The 23,730-nt window shown below is 59.6% G+C and carries 23 protein-coding genes; 15 read left to right on the top strand and 8 right to left on the bottom strand.

Going from position 1 to position 23,730, the window contains the following annotated elements:
* Window positions 1-106: 106 nt before the first annotated feature.
* Complete coding sequence (locus HX866_RS07035; protein ID WP_177126179.1) at window positions 107-811, top strand: SDR family NAD(P)-dependent oxidoreductase; 705 nt, start codon at window positions 107-109, stop codon at window positions 809-811.
* Between the two features lie 61 nt (window positions 812-872).
* Window positions 873-1,574: a hypothetical protein gene (locus tag HX866_RS07030; RefSeq protein ID WP_177138723.1), complete on the top strand. Its 702-nt coding sequence runs from the start codon at window positions 873-875 to the stop codon at window positions 1,572-1,574.
* A 33-nt stretch (window positions 1,575-1,607) separates the two neighbouring features.
* On the opposite strand, the gene HX866_RS07025 is transcribed toward HX866_RS07030, so the two are convergent.
* Complete coding sequence (locus tag HX866_RS07025) at window positions 1,608-2,078, bottom strand: GNAT family N-acetyltransferase (protein ID WP_177138721.1); 471 nt, start codon at window positions 2,076-2,078, stop codon at window positions 1,608-1,610.
* Between the two features lie 58 nt (window positions 2,079-2,136).
* On the bottom strand, window positions 2,137-3,003 hold the full coding sequence (locus tag HX866_RS07020) for a LysR substrate-binding domain-containing protein (RefSeq protein ID WP_177138719.1): 867 nt from the start codon (window positions 3,001-3,003) through the stop codon (window positions 2,137-2,139).
* Window positions 3,004-3,136: 133 nt separating this feature from the next.
* On the opposite strand from HX866_RS07020, the gene HX866_RS07015 reads away from it, so the two are divergent.
* From HX866_RS07015 to HX866_RS07000, 4 genes are all read left to right on the top strand, one after another.
* A complete protein-coding gene (locus HX866_RS07015; protein WP_177138717.1) occupies window positions 3,137-4,207 on the top strand; it encodes an agmatine deiminase family protein in 1,071 nt (356 codons plus the stop codon).
* On the top strand, window positions 4,194-5,102 hold the full coding sequence (gene aguB, locus HX866_RS07010; protein ID WP_177138715.1) for an N-carbamoylputrescine amidase: 909 nt from the start codon (window positions 4,194-4,196) through the stop codon (window positions 5,100-5,102). Before HX866_RS07015 ends, aguB begins: the two co-directional genes overlap by 14 nt.
* A gap of 7 nt (window positions 5,103-5,109) precedes the next feature.
* Entirely contained in the window at window positions 5,110-6,207 is a 1,098-nt protein-coding gene (locus HX866_RS07005; RefSeq protein ID WP_371319238.1) for an extracellular solute-binding protein, read from the top strand.
* 97 nt (window positions 6,208-6,304) lie between these two features.
* Window positions 6,305-7,423: an agmatine deiminase family protein gene (locus HX866_RS07000; protein ID WP_177138711.1), complete on the top strand. Its 1,119-nt coding sequence runs from the start codon at window positions 6,305-6,307 to the stop codon at window positions 7,421-7,423.
* A 46-nt stretch (window positions 7,424-7,469) separates the two neighbouring features.
* Here HX866_RS07000 and HX866_RS06995 read toward each other — a convergent pair whose 3' ends face one another.
* From HX866_RS06995 to HX866_RS06985, 3 genes are all read right to left on the bottom strand, one after another.
* The gene (locus HX866_RS06995; protein ID WP_177138709.1) at window positions 7,470-8,375 is read right to left on the bottom strand and encodes a LysR family transcriptional regulator; all 906 of its coding nucleotides are present in this window, start codon (window positions 8,373-8,375) and stop codon (window positions 7,470-7,472) included.
* A 7-nt stretch (window positions 8,376-8,382) separates the two neighbouring features.
* Complete coding sequence (locus HX866_RS06990; protein ID WP_177138707.1) at window positions 8,383-9,585, bottom strand: low temperature requirement protein A; 1,203 nt, start codon at window positions 9,583-9,585, stop codon at window positions 8,383-8,385.
* Between the two features lie 75 nt (window positions 9,586-9,660).
* The gene (locus HX866_RS06985) at window positions 9,661-10,434 is read right to left on the bottom strand and encodes an SDR family oxidoreductase (protein WP_177138706.1); all 774 of its coding nucleotides are present in this window, start codon (window positions 10,432-10,434) and stop codon (window positions 9,661-9,663) included.
* Between the two features lie 331 nt (window positions 10,435-10,765).
* Between HX866_RS06985 and HX866_RS06980 the strand changes: the two genes are divergently transcribed.
* Entirely contained in the window at window positions 10,766-12,016 is a 1,251-nt protein-coding gene (locus HX866_RS06980; protein ID WP_177092057.1) for an OmpP1/FadL family transporter, read from the top strand.
* Window positions 12,017-12,221: 205 nt separating this feature from the next.
* On the top strand, window positions 12,222-12,983 hold the full coding sequence (locus HX866_RS06975) for a substrate-binding periplasmic protein (protein ID WP_177092056.1): 762 nt from the start codon (window positions 12,222-12,224) through the stop codon (window positions 12,981-12,983).
* 18 nt (window positions 12,984-13,001) lie between these two features.
* Here HX866_RS06975 and HX866_RS06970 read toward each other — a convergent pair whose 3' ends face one another.
* A complete protein-coding gene (locus tag HX866_RS06970) occupies window positions 13,002-13,943 on the bottom strand; it encodes a LysR family transcriptional regulator (RefSeq protein WP_177092055.1) in 942 nt (313 codons plus the stop codon).
* 98 nt (window positions 13,944-14,041) lie between these two features.
* On the opposite strand from HX866_RS06970, the gene HX866_RS06965 reads away from it, so the two are divergent.
* Window positions 14,042-14,794 carry an SDR family oxidoreductase gene (locus HX866_RS06965; RefSeq protein WP_177092054.1) on the top strand — a complete coding sequence of 251 codons (753 nt, stop codon included), beginning with the start codon at window positions 14,042-14,044 and terminating at the stop codon, window positions 14,792-14,794.
* A gap of 120 nt (window positions 14,795-14,914) precedes the next feature.
* On the top strand, window positions 14,915-15,394 hold the full coding sequence (locus HX866_RS06960) for a VOC family protein (protein ID WP_177138704.1): 480 nt from the start codon (window positions 14,915-14,917) through the stop codon (window positions 15,392-15,394).
* A gap of 122 nt (window positions 15,395-15,516) precedes the next feature.
* Here the strand turns inward: HX866_RS06960 and HX866_RS06955 are convergent, their stop codons facing one another.
* Window positions 15,517-16,047: a cytochrome b/b6 domain-containing protein gene (locus HX866_RS06955; protein ID WP_177102166.1), complete on the bottom strand. Its 531-nt coding sequence runs from the start codon at window positions 16,045-16,047 to the stop codon at window positions 15,517-15,519.
* A 268-nt stretch (window positions 16,048-16,315) separates the two neighbouring features.
* Window positions 16,316-16,696: a RidA family protein gene (locus HX866_RS06950; protein WP_177092051.1), complete on the bottom strand. Its 381-nt coding sequence runs from the start codon at window positions 16,694-16,696 to the stop codon at window positions 16,316-16,318.
* 273 nt (window positions 16,697-16,969) lie between these two features.
* Between HX866_RS06950 and HX866_RS06945 the strand changes: the two genes are divergently transcribed.
* The 5 genes from HX866_RS06945 to nhaA all read left to right on the top strand — a co-directional run bounded on the left by HX866_RS06945 (window position 16,970) and on the right by nhaA (window position 23,727).
* Window positions 16,970-17,875 carry an AraC family transcriptional regulator gene (locus HX866_RS06945; RefSeq protein WP_177138702.1) on the top strand — a complete coding sequence of 302 codons (906 nt, stop codon included), beginning with the start codon at window positions 16,970-16,972 and terminating at the stop codon, window positions 17,873-17,875.
* Between the two features lie 481 nt (window positions 17,876-18,356).
* A complete protein-coding gene (locus HX866_RS06940) occupies window positions 18,357-18,635 on the top strand; it encodes a DUF3077 domain-containing protein (RefSeq protein WP_103496204.1) in 279 nt (92 codons plus the stop codon).
* 426 nt (window positions 18,636-19,061) lie between these two features.
* The gene (locus HX866_RS06935; RefSeq protein WP_177125842.1) at window positions 19,062-20,735 is read left to right on the top strand and encodes a methyl-accepting chemotaxis protein; all 1,674 of its coding nucleotides are present in this window, start codon (window positions 19,062-19,064) and stop codon (window positions 20,733-20,735) included.
* 187 nt (window positions 20,736-20,922) lie between these two features.
* Window positions 20,923-22,245: a chloride channel protein gene (locus HX866_RS06930; RefSeq protein WP_177092047.1), complete on the top strand. Its 1,323-nt coding sequence runs from the start codon at window positions 20,923-20,925 to the stop codon at window positions 22,243-22,245.
* Between the two features lie 126 nt (window positions 22,246-22,371).
* The gene (nhaA, locus tag HX866_RS06925; RefSeq protein ID WP_177138700.1) at window positions 22,372-23,727 is read left to right on the top strand and encodes a Na+/H+ antiporter NhaA; all 1,356 of its coding nucleotides are present in this window, start codon (window positions 22,372-22,374) and stop codon (window positions 23,725-23,727) included.
* The last annotated feature ends 3 nt before the right edge of the window (window positions 23,728-23,730 follow it).

Below are 23,730 nucleotides of genomic sequence, written 5' to 3'. Positions count from 1 at the left end.
GAATCTTCAGCAGGATGGCGGGCTTTCCACTCTTGCTACCGACGCACAGGGTGCAGCACTATCGACTTAAGGCATCGCGATACCCCCAAAAAGCCTGGGAGGACAGATGATAGTTTTGATTACAGGAGCCACTGGAGGATACGGCCGCGCGCTGTGCCAACAGGCCAAGGCCGACGGGCACTTTGTCATCGCGATTGGCCGGTCGGCCGAAAAGCTTCGAATGCTGGTGGCCCAGGGTCACGCTGACCGGCACCATGAAATGGACTTCCTGAATCAGAACGTCGAAGAAAAAATCGGCGACCTGGTCCATACCCTGAAAAGAAACAACATCAGCCACATCGACCTGCTGATCAACAATGCCGGCATCGGCAGCCAAGGCGCGTCCTTGCTCAGTGAAACCGCACAAAGCATCGCGCACTCATTGAACGTCAACTGCATAGCGCCGTTTTTATTGTCGGCGCTGCTGCTCGAAAGCTTTTCGCTCAAGACCATTGTCAACATCTCGTCGCGCAGAGGCTCCGTGGAGCAAAACGCCGACCCGCGCGTTTCCAAGGCCGGTAGCTCTTATGCCTACAGGATCTCGAAATCCGCGTTGAACATGCTTTCGCTTTGCATAACGGACGAGTTTGGAGATCGCGTGGCCTGCTATGCCGTCCATCCTGGTCGATTGAAAACGGATCTCGGGGTCGCTGACGCGACACTTGCGCCCAGCTGTTCAGCGAAGCGACTGTTTGACCTGGTTGCTAGCGCACCGCCTTCCAACCAGTTCTACTCTCTGGAAGACGAGCACATGAGCGTGCTGCCTTGGTAGCCTTGCTATAAGGGACATCGAGTCGCCATAAATTTTCTATTTCATTTGAGTTTATGGCCATTTGCCGGTATCTGTATGCGCCGTTTTTGAAACCCCAAGGCCGCTCGAGCAGCTGTCAGGTTTTGCCGCATGCGTTTGGCGGCTGGCCCTGCCTGCGGTCGCATCAGCACATCAAAAGAAAAAACTGACCTTGAACATGATCGAGCGTAAAACCGGACCGAATCCGTCGAGAACAGCGGACGGGGTTGCCGTGGGCCACTTCTGCATCTGGCTGCTGTTCGGGATTACTCTCTACCTGGGTGGCGAGCTGGACCGGTTGTTTGGACTTTGGCTGCTGCTGGTTCCACTGCTCGGCATCCCGGCGCTGATCGCTGCGGTTGCTTTCGCCATGGGCCTTGTGGCCAACCTGCGGGCACGTCGGTGGCGAAGGCTGGTCTCTGTCATCGCAGCACCCGTTGTGACCGTCGGGTTGCTGGCGGCATCGAGCTACTTTCAGATCACACCCGACTGGATTCACTTTCAACTGACCCGCGATCACTATGAGGAACTGGCGCGCAGCGTGCCCGGGCCGTCTCCGAAGTATCAAGAATGGAGCTGGGGTGGGAGCGGTGGCGCTAGCGGCCCGAACACCTTCTACCGTCTGGTCTACGATGAAACGGACAAGCCGCTGACCCGTTCCGAAGAACCAGAACACCAGGGAGGAAGGGCTTCGGCGCGGGCGTATGGGGAACACTTCTTTTTAGTCACCGAGGTTTTTCAGTGACATGCCACGCCACCCGCCACTACTGCCAAGCGGTTACGCAGAACCCATAGCAATAGGTTTGCGCATAAAGACCCGGGCAAAGCCATTTTCCGTAGCTCGACGGGTTTCCTCATAACCCAGGCCTTTGTAGAGGGCGATGTTTTCAGTCATCAGTTGATGGGTGTACAACTCGATGGCCTCGCAGCCGGTCTTGCGCCCATAGTCCTCACTGAAAGCCATCAAGGCCTTGCCGATACCCTGCCCTTTATGGCGAGGCAAGACGGCGATATTTTCCAGAAGCAGCGCCGGCTTCTGCACCATCAAGACCAGCACACCCATTATTTCCGCGTCTTTGGCCAGCACAAAAACGCTGAAATCAGCCACTACCTCCCTGTAGTCATCGAGCATGGGCCCCGGCTTTTTACCGATTCGCGGGATATAAGACGAATAGGCCTCGGCAACCAGCGCGGCGATGGCCTCGGCGTCGTCCTGAACAGCCCGGCGAATATTCGTCTGTGCATCCATGGTGTCACTACTCGAAGAGGGGGAACGATTGATGGTAATGCACGCCAAGCCAGGAGGGCTAATGGACATTTGCCTGCAGGGCTGCCTGCAACCACTCACTGAAACTGCGAGTCAGCGAGTTTTTTTCACTGTCACGATGGATCAGGCAAACCCAGCTGGCGCCCGGCACACTTCGCTCACTCAGGGGCTGCAATAGCCCATTGGCGCGCGCATTCGCCGCCAACAATTGACTGACCAGGGCAATGCCATTGCCCGCGCAGGCGGCATCGAGCAGCAGACCTGGATCAGAGAAATTCAAGCCGTTGCTGCGCTGGCCGACATTTTCCCCGCCCTGCACCACCCAGTGACTCCAATCCATTTCCCGTTCGCCATGCAAGGTGGTTCGCTGCTCGGCGGGCACCTCGAACAAGTGCGGATGGCAGGCAGGATAAAGCCGATCGCTGAACAGTTCCTGGTAACTGCAATCGGCCTGTGCGCAGAGGTCGTCGCGAATCGTCAGGTCGATGGTTTGAGTCGACATGTCCGGCGGCTCGAAGCTGGTAAATAACCAGAGGTCCACGTCGGGATACTGTCGATGGAAATCCCCGAGCCTGGGCAACAGCCAATGTCGGGCGAATGCCGGGGTGGTGTTGACCACCAACTGATTGGGTTTGCGGTATTGCTCCAGGCGACGAATGCCGACGGACAACTGCAACAGCATCGACTGGGTCGTGCTGTACAGGTCATGCCCGGCGTCGGTCAGGCTGACACTGCGGCCGCTGCGAAAAAACAGTGGCTGCTCGAGAAAGGTTTCCAGGTGCCGGATCTGCTGGCTGATGGCCGACTGCGTCAGGTGCAACTCCTGCGCCGCCTTGTGAAAGCTGCCCAGGCGCGCCGCAGCCTCAAAGCCGCGCAGGGTGTTCAAAGGAGGCCAATGTTTCAGCATATCGATAAGCCTTTCTAATCAGTTATGCGCTAAATCTATCGTTTGTTGCGCCATTTATGAAGCCATAGCATGGACGTCATTCCGCGAAGGCGGATTTCAGCCATAAATAATACTTAACTGAAAGGTGAGCAACATGCAGCGCAATGGCGTTCAAGGCAGTGGTTGGTCGATGCCCGCGGAGTGGGAACCCCATGCCGCGACCTGGATGGTTTGGCCCCACAATCAGTCCTTGTGGGAATCCGGCTGGGGCGTGACCCTCGCGCAGGTGCAGACCGATTTTGCCCGGGTCGCCAACGCCATTGCCCGCTTCGAGCCCGTGAAGATGGTGGTCGATCCTTCGGCACGGGCCAGCGCCGCCGCCCTGTGCACCGCAAACATCGAGCTGATCGAACTGGCGGTCAACGACAGCTGGTGCCGTGACTCCGGGCCGAGTTTCGTCTGCCATCCGCAGTTGGGGATGGCCGGTGTCAGCTGGCGCTTCAATGCCTGGGGCGGCAAATCGGCTTTTGACCTGGACGAAGGCCTGGCTCGACGGGTGCTCAACCACCTCGACCTGGAGGGCTTCAGCACGGCCCTGGGCAACGAAGGCGGAGCGATTCATGTCGACGGCCAAGGCACGCTGATCACCACCGAGTCGGTACTGCTCAACCCCAACCGCAATCCAGGCATGACCAAGGCCGAGATAGAGGACATCTTCAGTCGCCTGCTTGGCGTGAAGAAGACGATCTGGCTACCCGGCGACCCGGATCATGTCACCGGCGACATGACCGACGGCCACGTCGATGGCGTCTGTGCATTCGCCCGCCCGGGTGTCTTGCTGGTGGACGCCACACACGAACACGACTCCATCTATGCCGAGGTGGTGCGGGAAAACCGCCGCGCCCTGGCGTTGGCCAGCGATGCCCAGGGACGCCGTTTCGAGCTGATCGATCTGTTCGAGGCCAGCGCTGCCGTGGACACCAAGGCTGAAGTGTTTTGCGCCTCCTACACCAATTTCTACATCGCCAACGGCGCGGTCATCATGCCCGCCTACGGCATCGAGGCCGACCAGGCAGCGGCCGAGGTCCTGGCGGCGGCCTTCCCGGGACGTGAAGTGGTCCCGGTGCGAATCAACCAGTTGGCCCATGGCGGCGGTGGAGTGCATTGCATCACCCAGCAACAGCCCGCCTGGCCGGTAAAAGGGGAATCTCATGAGTCTGCTTAAAATTGCCACCACCCAGATGCCCTGCACCTGGGACCTGGCGCGCAACCTCGATCAAGCCGAACAGCAAGTGCGTGAGGCCGCCGCCCAGGGTGCCCAGGTGATCCTGCTGCAGGAGCTTTTCGCCACGCCGTATTTCTGCATCGAGCAGGATCACAAACACCTCGCCCTGGCCGAAGAATATCGGGACAGCCAGGTCCTCAAGCGCTTTGCCGACCTGGCCCGGGAATTGGCTGTGGTGCTGCCGCTGAGTTGGTTCGAGAAAGCCGGCAATGCGTTTTTCAACTCGCTGAGCGTGGCCGATGCCGACGGGCGCTTGCTCGGGGTCTATCGCAAGACCCATATCCCCAACGCCATCGGTTACCAGGAGAAGGAATATTTCAGCCCGGGCGATACCGGTTTCAGGGTCTGGGACACCGCCTTCGGACGCCTCGGGGTGGGAGTCTGCTGGGATCAATGGTTCCCCGAAACCGCCCGCTGCCTGGCCTTGATGGGCGCCGAAGTCTTGCTGTTTCCCACGGCCATCGGCTCCGAACCCGGCGCTGCGACGCTGGACTCCCGTGATCATTGGCAGATGACCATGCGCGGCCATGCGGCGGCCAATCTGCTGCCCGTGGTCGCCGCCAACCGCGTCGGCCGGGAAGTGGCGAGCACCGACCCGGGCCTGCAGATGAAGTTCTATGGCTCGTCCTTTATCTGCGACCACAAGGGCAAGCTCCTCGTCGAAGCCGATCGCGACAGCACCGGCGTGTGGGTACAGGAACTGGACCTCTCCGCCATGCGCGCAGAGCGACTGACCTGGGGCATCTACCGCGACCGCCGCCCGGAAATGTACGGGACGCTATCAAGCCTCGATGGCCGCCACCTCAATGCTCATTGGAATACCCAGGGGATTTGACATGAAGATGACCCGCAAGCAATGGCTCTGCACCTTGGGCCTGGCGTTGAGCACTGCCTTGTCGTCGGCACAGGCAGAAGAAAAGACCCTGAAGCTGTACAACTGGTCCGATTACTTCGCCGAAGACACCCTGACCAGATTCACCGCCGAAACCGGGATCAAGGTGATCTACGACATCATGGATGGCAGCGAGACCCTGGAAGCCAAAATGATGGCCGGCGGCAGTGGTTACGACCTGATCTTCCCCGGCGACACCGTTGGCGAGCGCCTGATGCGCGCCGGCAGCCTGCAGCCGCTGGACACCTCGAAGCTGAGCGCGCTGAATGATATCGAGCCCGGCCTGCTGAAGTTACGTCGGCAATACACCTACTCGAACAAGGCCACCGTCCCCTACACCTGGGGCACCATCGGCCTGACCTACAACGCCGAGCAGATCAACAAACGCCTGCCCGATGCGCCGGTGAAGAGCCTGGACCTGCTGTTCAAGCCGGAACTGGCGGCCAAATTTGCCGACTGCGGGATTTCCCTGATCGATTCGCCGGATGAAGTGCTGGCGGTGGTACTCAATTACCTCGGCCGTGATCCACGCAGCGCCAAGCCGCAGGACCTGGCCGCCGCCAGTGAGCTGCTGCTCAAGCTGCGCCCGTATATCCGTAAATTCCAATCGCAGCCAGTCACGGATCTGGTCAACGGCGACATCTGCCTGTCCCTCGGCTACAGCGGGGATATGACCCAGGCACAACGGGCCACCGATGCGGCGGGAAAGAAAACCACCTTCCAGTACCACATCCCCCGCGAAGGCACCACGGTGTGGATGGACACCATGGCGATCCCGGTCGACGCCAAGCACCCAGAGTACGCCTACGCTTTTATCAACTTTGTCATGCGCCCGGAGAACATGGCGGCGATCAGCAATTTCACCGGTTACCCGACGTCCAACGCCAAGGCCCGATCCGCTGTCGATCCGCTGATGCGCAACAACCCGGAGATCTACCTGGACGAAGCCACTTTCGAGCGGCTGATTCCCGGCAAGGATATTTCTCAGGCCGACATGCGCGCGCGGATGCGTGCCTGGACCAAGTTCAAGACCGCTACTGTCAAGTGAGTGAGCGCTGCGCCGCTCATGGATTGACTTGAAACACGGGCGCCGCCGGTCGTGGCGCCTGTTTTACCGTAAAACGATTGAATCGAGAGAACAGCAGATGCCAACACGTCGTGAACTGATCAAGCAGGTTTCAGTGGTTGCCGGCCTGGGTGCGGTCGCCGCCATGGGCTTGGGCTTTGACGCTTCCCGGGCTTCAGCCAGCCTCAATCAACGCTGGCTGATGCCCGATGAGCGTGACCGGCATCGGCGTGCGTTTGTCGCCTTCGGTGCGCAAACAGCCATCTGGGAAGACTTCACCGCCGATGTACAAGCCGCCATAGGCTTGGTTGCCCGCACCATCGCCCAGTACGAACCGGTCACGGTGTTGTGCCGCGCGAGCGAGCGAGACCTGGCCGAAAAGCACTGTGGCAGCCACAACACCACGTTCCTCATCACGGCGTTGGACGATATCTGGATGCGCGATATCGGCGCCAACTTTGTCATCACGGAAAAAGGCGAACTGGGCGCGGTGGACTTCAACTTCAATGGCTGGGGCAACAAACAGCGGCACACCAACGATGCCCGGGTCGCGGCCCTGGTGGCGAAGAACAGTGGCGCCACTTATCTGCGCAGCCAGTTGGTGGGTGAAGGTGGCGGGATCGAAGTCGATGGTCACGGCACCGGCATCATGACCGAAAGCAGCTGGGTCAACGCCAACCGCAACCCCGGCTGGAGCAAGGCCGAGGTCGAAGAGGAACTGAAGGCCTGCCTGGGACTGCGCAAGATCATCTGGTTGCCGGGCATCAAGGGCAAGGACATCACCGATGCCCATGTCGACTTCTATGCACGCTTTGTCAGCCCCGGGGTGGTGATCGCCAACCTCGACACCGACCCGCAGTCCTATGATCACCCGGTGACCCTGGCGCATCTGGATATTCTCAGGCAGGCCACGGATGCCGAGGGTCGCCCGCTACAGGTACACACGCTGTCGCCACCGCTGAACCCGCGTAACAGTCGATTCAGCAAAAACAATCCGAACTTCGCGGCGGGTTACATCAACTACTTCATCATCAACGGCGCCATTATCGCTCCGCAGTTCGGTGACAAGGTGGCGGATGCCGAGGCCTTCGACCTGTTGTCCAGGCTGTACCCGGAGCACAAGGTCATCCAGCTCAACATCGATGCCATCGCGGCCGGTGGTGGTGGCATTCACTGCGTGACGCATCAACAGCCGTAGAGGCCGCGACGTTTACGGCGTGGAGTCCAGTCGAAACAGCCTTCGTTTATCGCACGAGAAAAGGCTCGATCAGCGCCGCAAACCACTCGATGAACATCCCGAGCCGACGCGAGCGCTGTCGACGATCAGGGTACAGCACCGAAACCGTCATGGGCGCCGCCCGGTACGTCGGCATGACTTCAACCAGCACCCCGTCCTCCAGCAGATGCCGGACATCGAATAACGGCACCTGGATCAGTCCCAGCCCGGCGCAACAACTGGCGATATAACTTTCAGCGTTGTTCACAATAATTGAACTGGGCAGTGCCCGAGACTGTTCGACGCCATTGAGGACGTATTCCCAAGGTAATTCCTGGCCAGCGATGGTGGGCGAATAACCGATACACAGATGACCGTCCTCCAGATCATCGGGATGCTCTGGAACCCCCGATTCGGCCAGGTATCCCGGGCTCGCGCAATTCACCAGCAGCACCTGTCCCAAGGGTTTTACCACCAGGCTGCTGCTCTCAGGCGTACCGAAACGGATCACGCAATCGACCCCCTCCTCTATTGGATTGATGGCCCGGTCAGTGGACCCCAAACAGAGCTGAAGTCCTGGAAAACGGCGCAGCAGGTCGGGCAATGCCGGGATGATCAGGCGCCGAGCGATGCGACTGGGCACATCGACATTCAGCCGCCCCACGACGTGCTGCTGATGGGTTTGGAACAGTTGGTCGATAGCATCGATGTCCAGCAGTACCTGGCGCGCACGTTCCAGCAACTGACTGCCATCGGCGGTCAAGCTGACCTTGCGTGTGGTGCGATGCAGCAAGCGCGTGCCGACATCCGACTCCAGCTTCTGCACGGCGGCGGAGACAGTAGCCCGTGGCAGTTTCAATACCCGCGCGGCCTGGATGAAACTGCCTAGCTCGGCAACCTGAAGGAAAACTCGATACTGTTCAATTCTGTCCATGGGCCCATCAATGCTTGAGGGTGACGTTGGGGTGCAGGGCTCGATAGCGCCTGACCACGCGGCCTTCGATGGCGCACACGACCAGCATCACCGCCGTGGTCAGCCCGCTCATCATCAGCAGGTCCGTGGTAAGGCCGATGGGCACCAGCGCCAGCAACAGCAGCAGTCCGCCCAGATGGGACTTGGGCACTACTCGATACACCACACGCTTGTACAGGATGCTGCCGAACAGGTAGATCATCGGGCCAGCCACCAAGGTGATGACATCGACTGTCGACAGGCGCCTGTCGGGATACAGCATCACCAGATCGTTGCCCACCGCCGTGGTGATGATGCCCGCCACCAGAATGGCGTGAATATAGTGAAAGTAGGCACCGATACGGCCCGGATCGCTGTCCTGGGTGATGCGCAGCGTGGCGTCCTTGCCGGCGGTGCCAAAGTACAACCACCACATCGCCAGGGTCCCGAGGAACGTCGCCACCAGGCCCAGCAGAATGGGAAGATCCCAATGTCCGCTTTCGCCCAGGACCGCGCCGCTGGCCAGCAGGGTTTCGCCCAGGGCGACGATGACAAACAGCTGGCAGCGCTCGGCCAGATGGCCGCCTTCGATGGTCCAGTCACGGGTCCGCGAGCGGCCCAGACCGGGGAACGCGAAACCGAACATGGGCGAGAGGTACTCGCACAACACGGCAATCAACCACAGGCCAATACGCAGCGGCCCCTCCACACAAGCACCGGCCACCCAGAACACCGCGGCCACCCCCAGCCAACCGAGCATGCGCCTGAAATTGGGCGCCAGGGGGTGCTCGCGTGGCAGTTGCAGGACGACAAAGCCCGTACGCCCGACCTGTATCGACACATAAGCCAGGGCAAACACCAGTCCACGCTCGCCAAAAGCTTCGGGAATGCTGGCGGCCATCAGCAGGGCCGGGATCATCAGGGCAAAGATCAACCCCCGTATCAGAGGAGTCTGCGGATCGAACCAGTTGGTGACCCAGCCGGTGTACTGCCAACCCAGCCACACGGTGAACCAGAGGATCAGGGTCTCCATCCCCCCTACCAGTGTCAGGTGATGGAGCAGGCCGTGACTGAGCTGTGTCACGGCGAACACATACACCAGATCGAACAGGAGTTCTTCGAAGGTCACCCGCGCATGATGGCCGTCGCGCTGGCGAAGCAAAGGATGCTGGGCGTGCTGGTTTACGCTCATCTCAAACCCCTTGGCCTGGTGATGCCGGGAAAAAGTGTCAACGTACCCTGCTGGGGTTGCAATGTTTTTATCAACTCACTTGGTGGTGTAGCCGCCGTTGATCAGGATCGTCTGGCCGGTGACCCACCAGCCGTCGCTGACCAGGTTGCGAATGAACGGCACCACGTCGCCGATATCGGTCAGCCCGGTCCGGGAGAACGACGACAGGGCCGCTGCAGTCTTATGGTAGTTGACTGCCTCCTCGCCTTCAGCCGGGTAAAAAAACGGTGTGTCCATGGGGCCAGGCCCCACCGCCGTCACCGAAATACCACGCGCGCCCAACTCTTTCGCCGCCGCCCGGGTGAAGTGCTCGACGGGCGCCTTGCCACCGGCATAGGCCGCATAGAAAGGCGTGAACGCCCCCAGTAACGAGGTGACGATGGAGCAGATCTTGCCGTTGTCGTTGAGCTGTTTGCCCGCCTCTTTGATAAAGAAGAACGCGGACTTGGCATTCACCGCCATCATCTCGTCGTACTCGGCCTCACTGATATCGGCCATCGGCTTTTTCAGGACTTTGCCCACGGTGTTGATGGCAATGTCCGGCCGCCCCACTGCCGCCACCGCGTCCTTGAAGAGTTTTTCCACCGCGCCGGCCGTGGTCAGATCGGCCTGCAACGCCACGGCCTCGGCGCCCAACGTCTTGATCGCCGCCACAGTGGCCTCGGCGTCAGGCTGGCTGGAGGCGCTGTTGTAATGCACCACCACGGCCTTTGCCCCTTGTTGCGCCAAGTCTCGAGCGATAAGCCCGCCCAGATTCTTGGCACCCCCGGCGACAAGCACCACTTTACCTTTGATGGAATGGTCCGGCATGGCGTAGCTCCTGGCTGATGAAAGTACGCCACAGTCTAAAGAGGCACGACACAAAGATAAGCCAGTGAAGGCTGGATGAACTGTCCAGGCATTACGACTAATCATCAGGCTGGATAGGGGAAGTTTCAGAGATACCGCGGGCGCCTGAAAAGCGATGACTCATCAGCCACTTCTATTGCGCTTTATCACAAGTATCTATTTTCCATAAAATCCGGCATCTTCTCGTAGGATTGCCCTACAAACCGCTCTATCTCAAGCATTTCAGCCTATGGCATCAAAACTGAAACATTGGTAATTTGCGCCCCACGTGATTACCCCCAGAGTTCTAATAATGAAAAAAGTCATACTCAAGACCACACTTAGCCTTGCGGTCACCCTGGCCTCCAGCCAACTTTTCGCCAGTGGCCTTGCCATCAACGAACAAAGCATCAGCGGGATGGGGACCGGTTATGCAGGTCGTTCTTCTTCTGCCGAAGATGCAAGCACCCTTTACGGTAACCCTGCCGGCATGTCGCTGCTCAAGCGCGATCAGGTCACTGCCGGCGTCGCGATGCTGGATGCCAAGACCGACATCAAGAACACCAGCGGCGGTCGCCCAGGCGGCACCAACGACGGTGACATGGTCCCGTTCACTTCCGTACCCAATGCCTTCTTCGTCAAACAGCTGGGTAATGGCTGGGCAGTAGGCCTGGGGGCCTATGCGCCTTTCGGCCTGATCACCGACTATGAAAGCGGCTTTGCCGGCAGCAACTACGGCCAGAAGAGCCAGGTCAAGGTTGTCACTCTGCAACCAACGGTCAGCTACGCCATCAATGACGTGGTTTCCGTCGGCTTCGGTCCGACCTTCAACCGCATCAGCGGCGAGCTGAGCTCTACGCTGGCTCTGGGCAACGGCTTTGTCGACGTCAAGGGCGACGACACGGCGGTGGGCTACAACATGGGTGTCATTGTCCAACCGACCGACACCACCCGCCTGGGCCTGACCTACCATTCCAAGGTCAGTTACTCGCTGAGCGGACACACCTCCGTCACCGGCCTCGCCCCCTTTATTCCCGACAACCGCTACAAGACGTCCCTGGATATCACCACGCCAGAGAACGTGGACTTCTCGATCACCCAGAAACTGGATGATCAGTGGACCGTTTATGGCGGTGCCACCTGGACCCGCTGGAGCCGCCTGCAAAACATCACCATCAACAACCAGGGTGTGACCGGACTGCTTGCCGGTCAGCTCACCACCACCACCGAACAACAGAACTGGCATGACACCTGGGCCTCGGCCATCGGCGTCGCCTACCGGGTCAACAAGGAATGGGTCCTGCGCAGCGGCTTGTCGGTTGACCAGGCGCCCACCAACAACACCGACCGTTCCGTGCGCATCCCTACGGGTGATCGCCGCGCCATCAGCTTCGGTGCCGGCTACAGCCCAACCGACGACCTGACCATCGACCTCGCCCTCTCCTACCTCAAGGAAGAAGACGTCAACGTCAACCTGAACGACCCGAGCAAAGGCGGCCTGTACAGCGCCAAGTACGAAAACAGCGCATGGGGCTACGGCCTGGGCTTTACCTACAAGTTCTGATTCGCGGCGAGCCTGAAGCGCTCGCCAGCTGAATCCCCCCGCACCCTGCGAAGGTACAGCCTTCACAGGGTGTTTTTGTTTTCGGCAGGCAACGGGCGCTTGACGGAACGGTGTCAGACGTCAGACAGTTTTCTGGGTCTATACTGACTTTGCCCGCTTAATCAAAGCCACCCTTGATTGCCGTACGGCCCGCCAGGCAGGACATTTGAAACCTTCGACACTGACCGCAGCATTACTGTGTCTATTGCTCGGCACGCCCGTCAGGGCGGAGCAGTATGAGGTCGTGACCGAAGAGTGGGCACCGTACAACTACGAGGAAAATAATCATCTCACCGGCATTTCCACGGAGATCGTTCGGCGCATCATGACGCTGACCGGGGATGACTTCGAGGTCGTGTTACTGCCCAGTATGCGCAGCAGCCACACCTTGAACACCCGGCCCAAGACCATCATGTATTCCCTGTTTCGCACAACCGAGCGCGAATCGTTATACAAATGGGTCGGACCGATCGTGGAAGAATCCATTTACCCCTACCAACTGGCCGATGCGCCGCAACCGATGAACTCCCTGGAACAGCTACTGCACGCCCCACGGATCACCACAAGACAGGCGGGCCTGATACCCTCGGTGCTGCAGCCGATGGGTTTCAACAACCTGGAAAAAGTCGCCACCGAAAGCCGCCAGCTCTACCGCATGCTGCTAGCCGGGCGCACCGATATCATCGTCGGCGACACCGCTGCGGGAGTGGCTTATTACAGCCGCCAGTTGAACATCGCCCCCGGCACGCTGCGGCGAGTTCCCGTCGAGCTCTATCGCTCATCGCTGTACATTGCCTTCAGCCTCGACAGTGACGACAAAGTGGTCGCCGCCTGGGCCAACGCCCTGGAGGAGCTGCGCCGTTCGGGTGAACTGGAGCGTATTCAGAATCGGTACAACCAGCCTGTCGGAAGCGCGCCGAGCCGCTGATGCCTCATCCACGTGAATTCAAGCCTGTCGAACGATCTCATCCCAGACGGTCGGGATCGAGAAAAGCTCACCGAGCAACCCCACAAACGCCTTGACGTTGGGGCTGCCTCGTCGACTTTCCGGCCATAACGCCGTGATAGACGCCCGCTCCACGGCAAACTCGGGAAAGAGCGGCTTTAACTCCCCACGGGCCACATAGGGCGCCGCGACATAAGTAGGCGAAATACCGATTCCGCCACCCGCTGCAACCACTGCCGCGACGGCATCGCTCGCATCGATGACGATGGCCGAGTCCGGCAGCCACTCGATCACTTCCCCGTCCACATTGAACGGCCAGCGCAATGCCTGGCCGGAGCTTTGATAACGAAAGTTCACGCAGTCGTGGTGCGCCAGGTCGCTGAGTTCCAGCGGAGTGCCACGCCTGGCCAAGTAGGCCGGTGAAGCAAAAGCGGCGATCCGGTGAGGCCCCAGGGTTTTCGAGATCAGCCGCGAGTCCGCCAGATTGCCCACGCGTATCGCGACGTCGATGCCTTGCTCAATGATGTCCGCATACGGGTCGCCCAGGCGCAAGTCGATGGCGAGCTTTGGGTAACGCTCGCGAAATTTGGGAATCGCTGGCGCCAGGATGTTCAGGCCGATAGGCGGCGGTGCCGTGATTTTCAATGTGCCGGAAGGCTCGGCCCGAGAGGCAACGGCGGCCTGATCGATCTCTTCCACCTCGCGTAAAATGCGCAATGCCCGCTCGTACAGATCCCGCCCTTCCGGGGTCAGGGTGAGCGAGCGGGTGGTTCGGCTAAAGAGCTTTAGTCCGAAGTGCTGCTCCAGGCGTTGCACGCTTTTGCTGATGGCCGACGGTGAGACAGACAAGTCGCGGGCCGCAGCGGTATAGCTGCCCAAAGAGGCGGCGCGGGCAAAGGCAATAAGACCGGTGAGGCGGTCCAACCCTATTTGTTCCTTCATGGCATGAGTAAAGCGACTTATGCCCTAATTATCAACCTTGACCCAAAGCTTTAGCCTTTCTCCCATCGACGCCATCCAGGCGTTCAAGGAGATGGACCATGACGGCGACACCCGCGCTCAATCAAGCTTTGCCCGCCAATCTGCAGGGCCGTACCGTGGTGATTTTCGGGGGGACGTCCGGCATCGGTTTGGCCGCCGCCATTCAAGCCAAGGCCTGCGGCGCACACGTGACCGTCATCGGCTCCGATGCCAGCCGCGCCGAACAGGCCGCCCGCAACAACGGTCTGGACGCCTGGCGCGCAGCTGATGTCACCGATAGCCAAGCCATCTACGCCGCCTTGGCGGACATCCCGAAAGTAGACCACTTGGTGCTCCTTGCCGGCACCTATGTGGCGGGCAAAGTCCTCGAGGCCGAGATTACCTACCTGCGTCAGGCATTTGAGGAGCGTATGTGGGCTTCGGTGCATGCCATTCGCGCCCTTGGCGAACGCCTGGCGAAAGACGGCTCCATCACGTTTATCTCCGGGATGTTGTCGGACCGCCCGAATGCCCATGGCTCCGCCGTGTTGGGCGCGGCATCGGCGGCCATGGAAGCACTGGCGCGAGGCCTCGTCCTGGAGTTGGCGCCGATTCGGGTCAACACGCTGTCACCCGGTCCGATCGATACGCCCATTTTTACTAAAGCACTGGGCGATGGGCGAGATGCGTTCGTGGCGGCGCTGGAGCAGTCGCTACCGTTGCATCGTCTAGGCACCGCAACAGAGGCAGGCGCCGCCGTTGTTTTCCTGATGACCAATGGGTTTATGAACGGCGCTACATTGAATATCGACGGCGGCGCCAGGCTGGTCTGAGGGGGCCAAGCGGCCAGTGGGTCCAATTAGGTAGCGAGCCCCCTGATGACGACGCTTCAAGCCGCGCCAATCTCCCATCGACTAAAATCCACGGATCATCCCCAACCGTGGAGAACCCACATGACCCGCAAAAACACGATTTGTCTCTGGTACGACGGCACCGCCCTGGAGGCTGCAACGTTTTATGCCGAGACCTTCCCGGACAGCGCGGTGGTCGCTGTCCACCGAGCCCCAGGTGACTACGCGCCTGGCAAGCAAGGCGATGTCCTGACCGTCGAGTTCACGGTGATCGGCATCCCTTGTCTCGGACTGAACGGCGGGCCGGTGTTCAAGCATAACGAGGCGTTCTCGTTCCAGGTGGCAACCGACGACCAGGCTGAAACCGACCGTTTGTGGAATGCGATTGTCGACAACGGCGGCGAAGAAAACGCCTGCAGCTGGTGCAAGGACAAGTGGGGGCTGTCGTGGCAGATCACGCCACGGGCATTGACGGCCGCGATAACCCACCCTGATCGTGCGGCGGCCAAGCGGGCGTTCGACGCCATGATGGGCATGAGAAAGATCGACATCGCGGCGATTGAAGCGGCGCTGAAGGGTTAGCCCACAAGGCTTGAGGCCGAGCGTTCGGTGACAAGATGCCTTACCCGCTGACTTTCGAAATCTGAGGTGTGGGGCGCTTCTTCGTGCGTTCAGCCGCTGCGCTGCAACACAGCGGCTGAACGTCACAACATCCGATGCAGCACCGAACGCCCTCGAAGCTGGTGTCGTACCACCGCCGCCAGATGCAACCCCACCAGCGCGGCCAGCATCGCGCAGAGCAGGTGGTGCAGTTGTTGAACATCGGCTAGCGCGGGCACGGAGTGGAGCAACTGCGGCAACGGCATGATCCCAAGCAACAGCACGGGATGGTTCATCATCACCACGCCGGTCAGCAACACCCCCGTCACGCAGAGATAGATCAGGGTATGGGTCAGCTTGGCGATGGTTTTCTGCAGATCCCTGGCGCTCGCCGACGGTTCGGACGAGGCGCTCAAGTACAACCACAGGCGCCAGGCGAACAGCGGGATAAACAGGGACGTTATTTGCGGATTGAAGCTCTCCACCCACTGGCGAACGGGATGATGGACAGGAAGCAGGATCACACCAAAACCGCTGAACGTCGCCCAGAGGATCACCAGTGCGGAGATCCAATGCAGGTAGATACGGGTGGTCGTGTAGGGCTTGGGAGGTGAATGCAAGACGGGGTGGATCATAAAATCGTGCGGCGCCCATGAGTAAGAAGGATTTGCATTTCGATCTGCGATCGCCACGGTACTACCCGACCCTCCGCTCTGCAAGCGCTTGGGCGCCCTACCCTGCGGGTTTGCAGGGGTTGGCTGCTCTGCGTCAATGAAATCCTCTTGCCACAACCGCTTACGCGACAGGCGCGCGTTGTTCGCGGGTTAGTGGGTGTCGGCGCCGCCGGCTGCGAAATTGTCCCACCAGCATCAAGCGTCGTTCATCCCAAGCATTGCTCAAGGCTCACAGGGCAAAAATAGCTTCTATTTCGATATTGAGTTCAGGCGAGAACAGCTTTGAAACTTCAACGAGGCTACTCGCCGGCAAGCCATCATAGTTGCGCAGCAATACCGGCCTGAGTTCTTTTATTTCGCTGAAATCGGTGACAAAGGTCGTCACCTTTACAAGTGAGCGCATGCCAATACCTTCTGCCTCAGCGACCGCTTTTATCTGTGTAAAAATAGCCTCTGCCTGCTCCGCCATGCTTTTTCCCTGAGCCGCAGTACCAAACGCAGTAAAGCCAGACAGGTACAGCATATTCCCACTCTTCACGGCATGAGAGTAAGGACCGACCGCAGCGGGAAGAGCATCGTAGTTTTTTCGTTCCAAATTGGCATGAACCATTACGCGTTTCCTTATCATGAGTTAAGCATTGCCCATTCATCGGGAATGCACGGCAATGATAACGAACACCGTCACACTCAAAAAACTTGAATCCTCTACATTTTGTGCCTGATCCTCTATGTTGATCTCAGTGGGCTTTTAGCTCTCGTCCCCAGCAGCAACCCGTGCATGGATGACTTCCAAGCTTCCGGGGCGGGGTCAAGCTTGCTATTGTGTCTCCATGCAACGTAATAGATCATACGCTGAAGAGTCGCCCTGCCGAGGCCAGAAGTAATGGAAAGTAGTCGTTTCAATTTTGCTGAAAATTTAAACCTTTTACGGGAAAAACTACTGGCTCTATTACCCAACGCCGGAAGTTTTGCGACGCCTATTGATGGCTTTTCTCTTCACCGCTACAACAATACCGATGTGCCAGGCCCGCACTTCTATAACCCGTGCCTCATCATTGCCGTGCAAGGTAAAAAATGGGTCCGCATAGGCCTGAAAGACTACTCATTTGGCGAGCACAATTGCTTTATCGCTGGCGTCAACATGCCTGTGTCTAGCTGCCTTCTCGAAGCCGAAGAAAATACGCCGTACCTTTCTGTGTCGTTGAAACTGGACAACGCCTTGATCGCCGGCTTCGCTGGAAAAGTCGTTGCGCCAATAGAAGAACACACGCCTGCCGAAGTAGGAGCAGCCGTGCAACCTCTAGATCCTGACTTGCTTGATGCGTGCTTGCGCATAATAGAACTCATCGACAAACCGCAAGAGGCAAAAACCATTGGAAGCCTCATTTATCAGGAGATACATTTCAGGCTTCTGGCAACACCTTTCGGCAATCAACTACGTCAGTTGAACACGCCAGGATCAAAGAATAACCATATCCACAAGGTCATCGTCTGGCTTCAGGAAAACTACAAAAAACCTGCCTCCGTGGAAATGCTGGCCGCACGCGCCAACATGGCACCGTCGACTTTCCACAAAAACTTCAAAGCCATTACCACCCTCAGCCCTCTGCAATACCAGAAGAGCCTGCAACTGACTGAAGCACACAAGCTGATGCTGATCGATAAATACAGTGCGACTCGCGCAGCGTTTGCCGTGGGTTATGAAAGCTCGAATCAATTCAGTCGAGAATACAAGAAATTATTTGGCGACACGCCTAGGAAAAATATAAAAAACTTAACGTCAATCTGATAGGTAAGGCAGTGTTCGATGATCTGAACCGGAGGATGTTGTCTGACCAAAAGGCCTAGGGATAGGGCAGCAATCCGACCGGCAACGACCCTGCCGAGGTCGCCGCCTTTCAAAATGCTTCCTCGCCACAATCGGTAATAATCCTTACCTTGTCGCTATAGAGGCTGAGCACTAATCTCCGGTGGTCGCCGCTATTTTCGGCGACCGGGCTTGGAAACCCGAAGACATAGCGCACAGGCGCCCATCGGTTACAATTGCGGGCGTTTTCTTGCCCGCATTTTTTCAATGGCGGCTGTGCGCGGGAGGACTTCAGTCCTGCCGGGTCCTATGTCCCCGGTTTCCAACCTGCGTACAGCTGCCACCCCCTCGCTTGGAACGAACGTGGCGGCTCTCACTTAGACGTAGGAGCTTTGCACATGAACGTACTCGCTTCGCTCGACCTTCATACCTCGGACACCTGCGAATTTGCTGGAGGTGTCCAATGAGCGACCATCCTCCCATCAAAACCCTCGGCGTCATTACCTTTGCCTCCTGCGGCGCGGGTGATCAGGAGTTGTTCCGAGTCAATCCCGATATCCCGATCAAGGACGCCATGGAGCACGCCTCCAACCTGTTTTATTGCGCCAAGCACTTGGCCTTGGATGCGGCCATGGAAAAAGATGGGGAACGTTATGCGTGGGCGTCCCACTATCTTTGCGAAATGGGTAAGGCGGTGGTCGACGATCTGAATCAGAGGATGTTGTCTGGCCAAAAGGCCTAGGCTAGCCCCAGTGCCAGTCAGTTAAGGCGGCTTGAGGTCGAGCCGGCTCTTGTGGCGAGCGGGCTTGCCCGCGCTCGGCTGCGAAGCAGTCGTAAACCCTGTGATTGCGGTCTGCCTGATACACCGCAATCAGCGGTTTTAGGGCCGCTTCGCAGCCCAACGCGGGCAAGCCCGCTCGCCACAGGAGCGCGCTCGGCCTCAAACGCCCTTGACTGACTGGCATTGAGGCTAGCCCCCATACAACGCTGAACTTCATGACAGCCGATACGGCACGCACGTCCTCGACGTTCGTGCCGTCGCCTCGCAGCCCGGCGCACCGCGACCCAGCTTCGAACATTAAATTTATGTCATCAACAAAAGTGACATAAAGCCATCATGCAATATTGTTACAACCGCTGGCGTAGTTCTCACTAAGAGCCCGCCCCTGTGAACCTTCGTTTTGCCTTTCTCCGTAAGCCTTCCCACCGCCCCGCCCTGCTCCGCCGACTCAGTATCGGCAAGCGCCTGCTCGCCAGTTTTGGTCTGTGTGCGCTGTTGCTGGTCGCCCTCGGTGGGCTGTGCCTGGCTGCCATGCAGCACATTCGCCATGATGGCGAGTTGATCGAGCAAGGACCGCTGTCGAGTATCGCCCAGGCCGACGCCATCGCCATCGACCTGGCCAAGATGCGCACCGAGGCCGCGCTGTTGCTGGTGTTTGCCAACGACCCGGCCGAACTGGTCAACCGCAAGATCAACCTGCAACAACTCAGCAGCGAGGTAAACCAGGGGTTTACCGAGTACCTGGCCAAGGTCCCGGAAGGGACGGAGCGGGACTCGATCAAGTTGCTGCAGGACGCGTCGCAGCAGTTTGTCACCCTGTTCAAGCAGGCCATCGATCTGGTCGAGCAGAAGAAAATGAGCGAGGCCACCAACCTGTCCAACAACGATCTGGCCAACCAGGGTTCGATGATGGACATGCAGGTGCAATTGCTCCGTGAACTAAACAAGCAGACCACCGCGCAAGCCCTGGAAAACACCGCCGGCACCTACAAGAAAGTCCAACTGCTGCTGCCGATTGTCATCGGCGTGGCGCTGGTCCTGATGCTGGTGCAGGCCTGGCGGCTGAGCGTGAGCATTACCCGGCCGTTGCGCCAGGCCTTGCAGGTGGCCAAGACGGTGGCCGCCGGCGACCTCAGTCAACTGGTGGTCGCCCACGGGCAGGATGAAGTGGCGCAACTGCTGCAAATGCTCGGGCATATGCGCGATCAGCTGCACGCGGTGATCCATCAGATCGGTGGCGCCGTCGGCCGCCTGAACGCCGCCACCCAGGAGATGGGCGCGATCATGCACGACAGCGCCCAGGACCTGCATCAGCAATACGGCGAGATCGAACACGCCGCCACGGCCGTGACGCAGATGAGCCAGGTGGTCGAGGAAGTCGCCCGCAACGCAGTGGAGACGTCCAGCGAGTCGCGCAACTCCAGCACGGCGGTGCGCGAAGGTCAGCAGCAACTGGACGAGACCATGGCCGATATCGGCACCCTGGCCGATCAGGTCGAACAGGCCAGCCTTCGCGCCCAGGCCCTGGCGATCGAGACCCAGGGCATCAGCAAGGTGCTGGAGGTGATCCGCAGCGTCGCCGCCCAGACCAACCTGCTGGCGCTGAATGCCGCCATCGAGGCGGCACGGGCCGGTGATGCGGGGCGCGGCTTTGCCGTGGTCGCCGATGAAGTACGCGGCCTGGCGCAGCGCACCGATGCTTCCACGCGGGAAATCGAAAAGATGATGGACGGTATTCATCAGGGCACCGGCGACACGGTCCTGGCCCTGGCCGAAAGCGCCGCCCAGGCCGGCCGTACACGCCAGCGGGCACAGGTGGCGAAGGACGTGCTGGGGAGCATTTCCCGGTCGGTGGCCGGCATTGACGAACGCAACCTGGTGATCGCCACCGCCGCCGAGCAGCAAGCCCAGGTGGCTCGTGAAGTGGACCACAACCTGGTGCGCATCCGCGACCTGTCCATGCAGACCGCCAGCGGCGCCGCGCAGACCAGCACCGCCAGCCAGGAACTGGGACGCCTGGCGGTAGAGTTGGACGGGATGCTGGCGCGCTTTTCGCTGTAAGGGATGAGCGGGTTTCATCACCTGCGAGGAAGACAGTAATAGCGGCAAGTCGTCGGGCAGGCCCCTGGATTTCGCCTGCCCCAGCGGCAAGAGCGGTTCGATACAGCGGGAAGCAGTTGGAGATGATCACTTATCCGGCTAATCTTGCGCCTTGTACTGTATTGAACTTCAACTGGAATCCTTTCGGGTGATCAAGCCGCTACCGCTGATACGCCGTCGTTTCACCTCACTGCGCTGGCGCACCCGCGTGACCCTCTGGGTTGCCGCGACCCTCGCGGGGCTGCTGGTGGTCCTGTTCGCCCGGCTGGCCGACCTTGCGCTGACACAATTTGCCCAGCACACCGCCGAACGCCCCTGGCTGCCGTTTATCTACACGCCGCTGGTGGGCATGCTGGTGGTGTGGCTGACCACACGTTTTTTTGCCGGCGCCCAGGGCAGCGGCATTCCCCAGGTGATCGCCGCCACCCGCCTGGCCCGCAAGGGCGCGCCGGTCAACAGGCTGGTGTCACTGCGTATCGCCTTCGCCAAGATAGGCCTCGGCACACTGGCACTGACGGGCGGTTTTTCCGCGGGCCGCGAAGGACCCTCAGTGCAGGTTGCCGCCTCGATCATGCATTTCTTTCATCGTTACCTGCCCAATGCACGGATCATCCGTAGCGAAGACCTGATCCTGGCCGGCGGCGCGGCGGGCATCGCCGCCGCGTTCAATACCCCCCTTGCCGGTATCGCGTTTGCCGTTGAGGAACTGGGACGCAAACTGGAAACCCGAACCAGCGGCGTCCTGCTCAGTACCATCATTCTGTCGGGGATGGTCGCGATTGCCTTGCAGGGCAACTATTACTATTTCGGCCACCTGGACGTTGAAGAGATCAAACTCGATATCATCGTTCCGGCGCTGGCAACCGGTATCGGCTGCGGGCTCATGGGGGGCTTGTTCAGCCGCATGCTGCTGTGGCCCCAGCGCCATCGTCATTTCTTTCTCTGGGAATGGCGCCGCACGCACCCTGTCTGGTTCGCCGGTGTTTGTGGACTGCTGGTGGCCATCCTGGGCTGGCTCAGTGGAGGGATGTCGTTTGGCAGCGGTTATGGCATCACCACACAGATCATTGCCTCCGACACCGGCCTGCCTTGGCACGCGCCGGTCACGCGTTTTCTCGCCACGGTCGTGACTTATTTCTCCGGCATTCCCGGGGGGATTTTTGCCCCCTCCCTGGCCGTCGGTGCCGCGGTGGGAGCCAACGCCGCCGACTTTTTCGGCCTGGCCGCGCAACCGATGATTGCCCTGTGCATGGTCGGCTTTCTGGCCGCGGTCACCCAGTCGCCCATCACATCGGCCATCATTGTGATGGAGATGATCGACAGTCATGGAATGGTGATCAGCCTCATGGCCGTTGCGTTGATTGCCAAAGCGGTCAGTTCACGAATGAGTCCCGAGTTGTATCAGCAGATGGCTCGCGCTTTTATCCACCACTCGAACGATGGCCCCCCGCCAAAAAAAGATAATCCGTAGGCGGCGTGCCTCAGGGATTTGCATCTCGCCTGCCAGCTTCTTATCATCGCCCTGGGTGCGCTGCTGCATACGGCACAGGGCAGGTTAAAACATAAGCGTTGGTCGGGCCGCCAATGGAGATTGGCTGTGCCTGATAGAAACCCGGCGTCACCTTCCATTCCTCGCCCGCAGGTTTTGACCGAACGCGCATTGTCCGCCCTGGAGCGCTTCTCGCACATCGAAGCGGTCAGCGGCATCGTGCTCCTGCTGGCCGCCGTGGCGGCCCTGATCTGGGCCAACAGCCCCGTGGCCGATTCCTACGAACACTTCTGGAACACCCCTCTCACGCTGGGCCTCGGCGACTTCACGGTGTCGCGCTCGCTGCACTTCCTGGTCAATGATGGCCTGATGACAATCTTCTTCCTGGTGGTCGGGGCCGAAATCCGCCAGGAGATCAAGGACGGGGCACTGGCCAACCTGAAACTGGCAACGCTCCCGCTCGGCGCGGCGCTAGGGGGGGTGCTGATGCCGGCGATCCTCTACACCTTGCTCAACCACGGCACCCCGGCCGCCAATGGCTGGGCCGTGCCTACCGCCACTGACATTGCCTTTGCCGTGGGGGTCCTCGCGCTGTTGGGCAAGTCGATTCCAGGCGGCGTGCGCATCCTGCTGCTGGCCCTGGCAATCATCGATGACATCGTCGCCATTCTGATCATTGCCGTTTTCTATACCGCCAGCCTGGATTACCTGGGGCTGGTGATCGCCGCAAGCGGGTTGCTGCTGGTGCTGGTCTTTCAGCGAATGGGCATTGGCAAGGCCTATGCGTACCTTCTGCCCGGGGCCATTGTCTGGTTTGGATTACTGAAAACCGGTGTTCATCCGACCCTCGCCGGGGTCGTGCTCGGCCTGATGACGCCCGTCACCTCCAGGCCTACCCGGGAACGTCCGCTGGACACCATCGGGCGCACGTTCCAGGAACTGATGGATCGACTGTCCTCTTCCGGTGAGAGTCCACAGGCCGTGGCCAAACCCCTGAAGCAACTTCGGCAGGCCCAGCGGGAAATGTTGCCGCCGGTGCAGCGGGTTCAGGCAGGCTTGCATCCATGGGTGGCCTTCGGTGTCATGCCGCTCTTCGCACTGGCTAACGCGGGGGTGAGTCTGCAAGGCGTCAACCTCGAAGATCCGGTGGCCCACGGTGTGTTCATGGGGGTGATTCTGGCGCTGGTACTGGGCAAGCCCCTCGGCGTGATGCTCGCCAGCGTCGCCCTGGTCAAACTGAATATCTGCAAGCTGCCGGAAGGCGTGACATGGTCCGGCGTCGGACTGGTCGGGCTGCTGGCGGGCATCGGTTTTACCATGTCCATTTTCATTTCGTCGTTGGCGTTTGCCGATCCGACGCTACTCTCGGCGGCCAAGCTGAGTGTGCTGGTCGCGTCGTGCTTGGCGGCAATGGTTGGGTTGATCTGGGGTAAGAGCAAACTCCGAGGACAGGCGTCCGATTGACCC

Origin of the sequence: Pseudomonas gingeri (assembly GCF_013386165.1) — a bacterium.
Lineage (GTDB): Bacteria > Pseudomonadota > Gammaproteobacteria > Pseudomonadales > Pseudomonadaceae > Aquipseudomonas > Aquipseudomonas gingeri_C.
The sequence above is the reverse complement of the archived record's forward strand: the minus strand, read 5'-3'. Positions and strand labels throughout refer to the sequence as shown.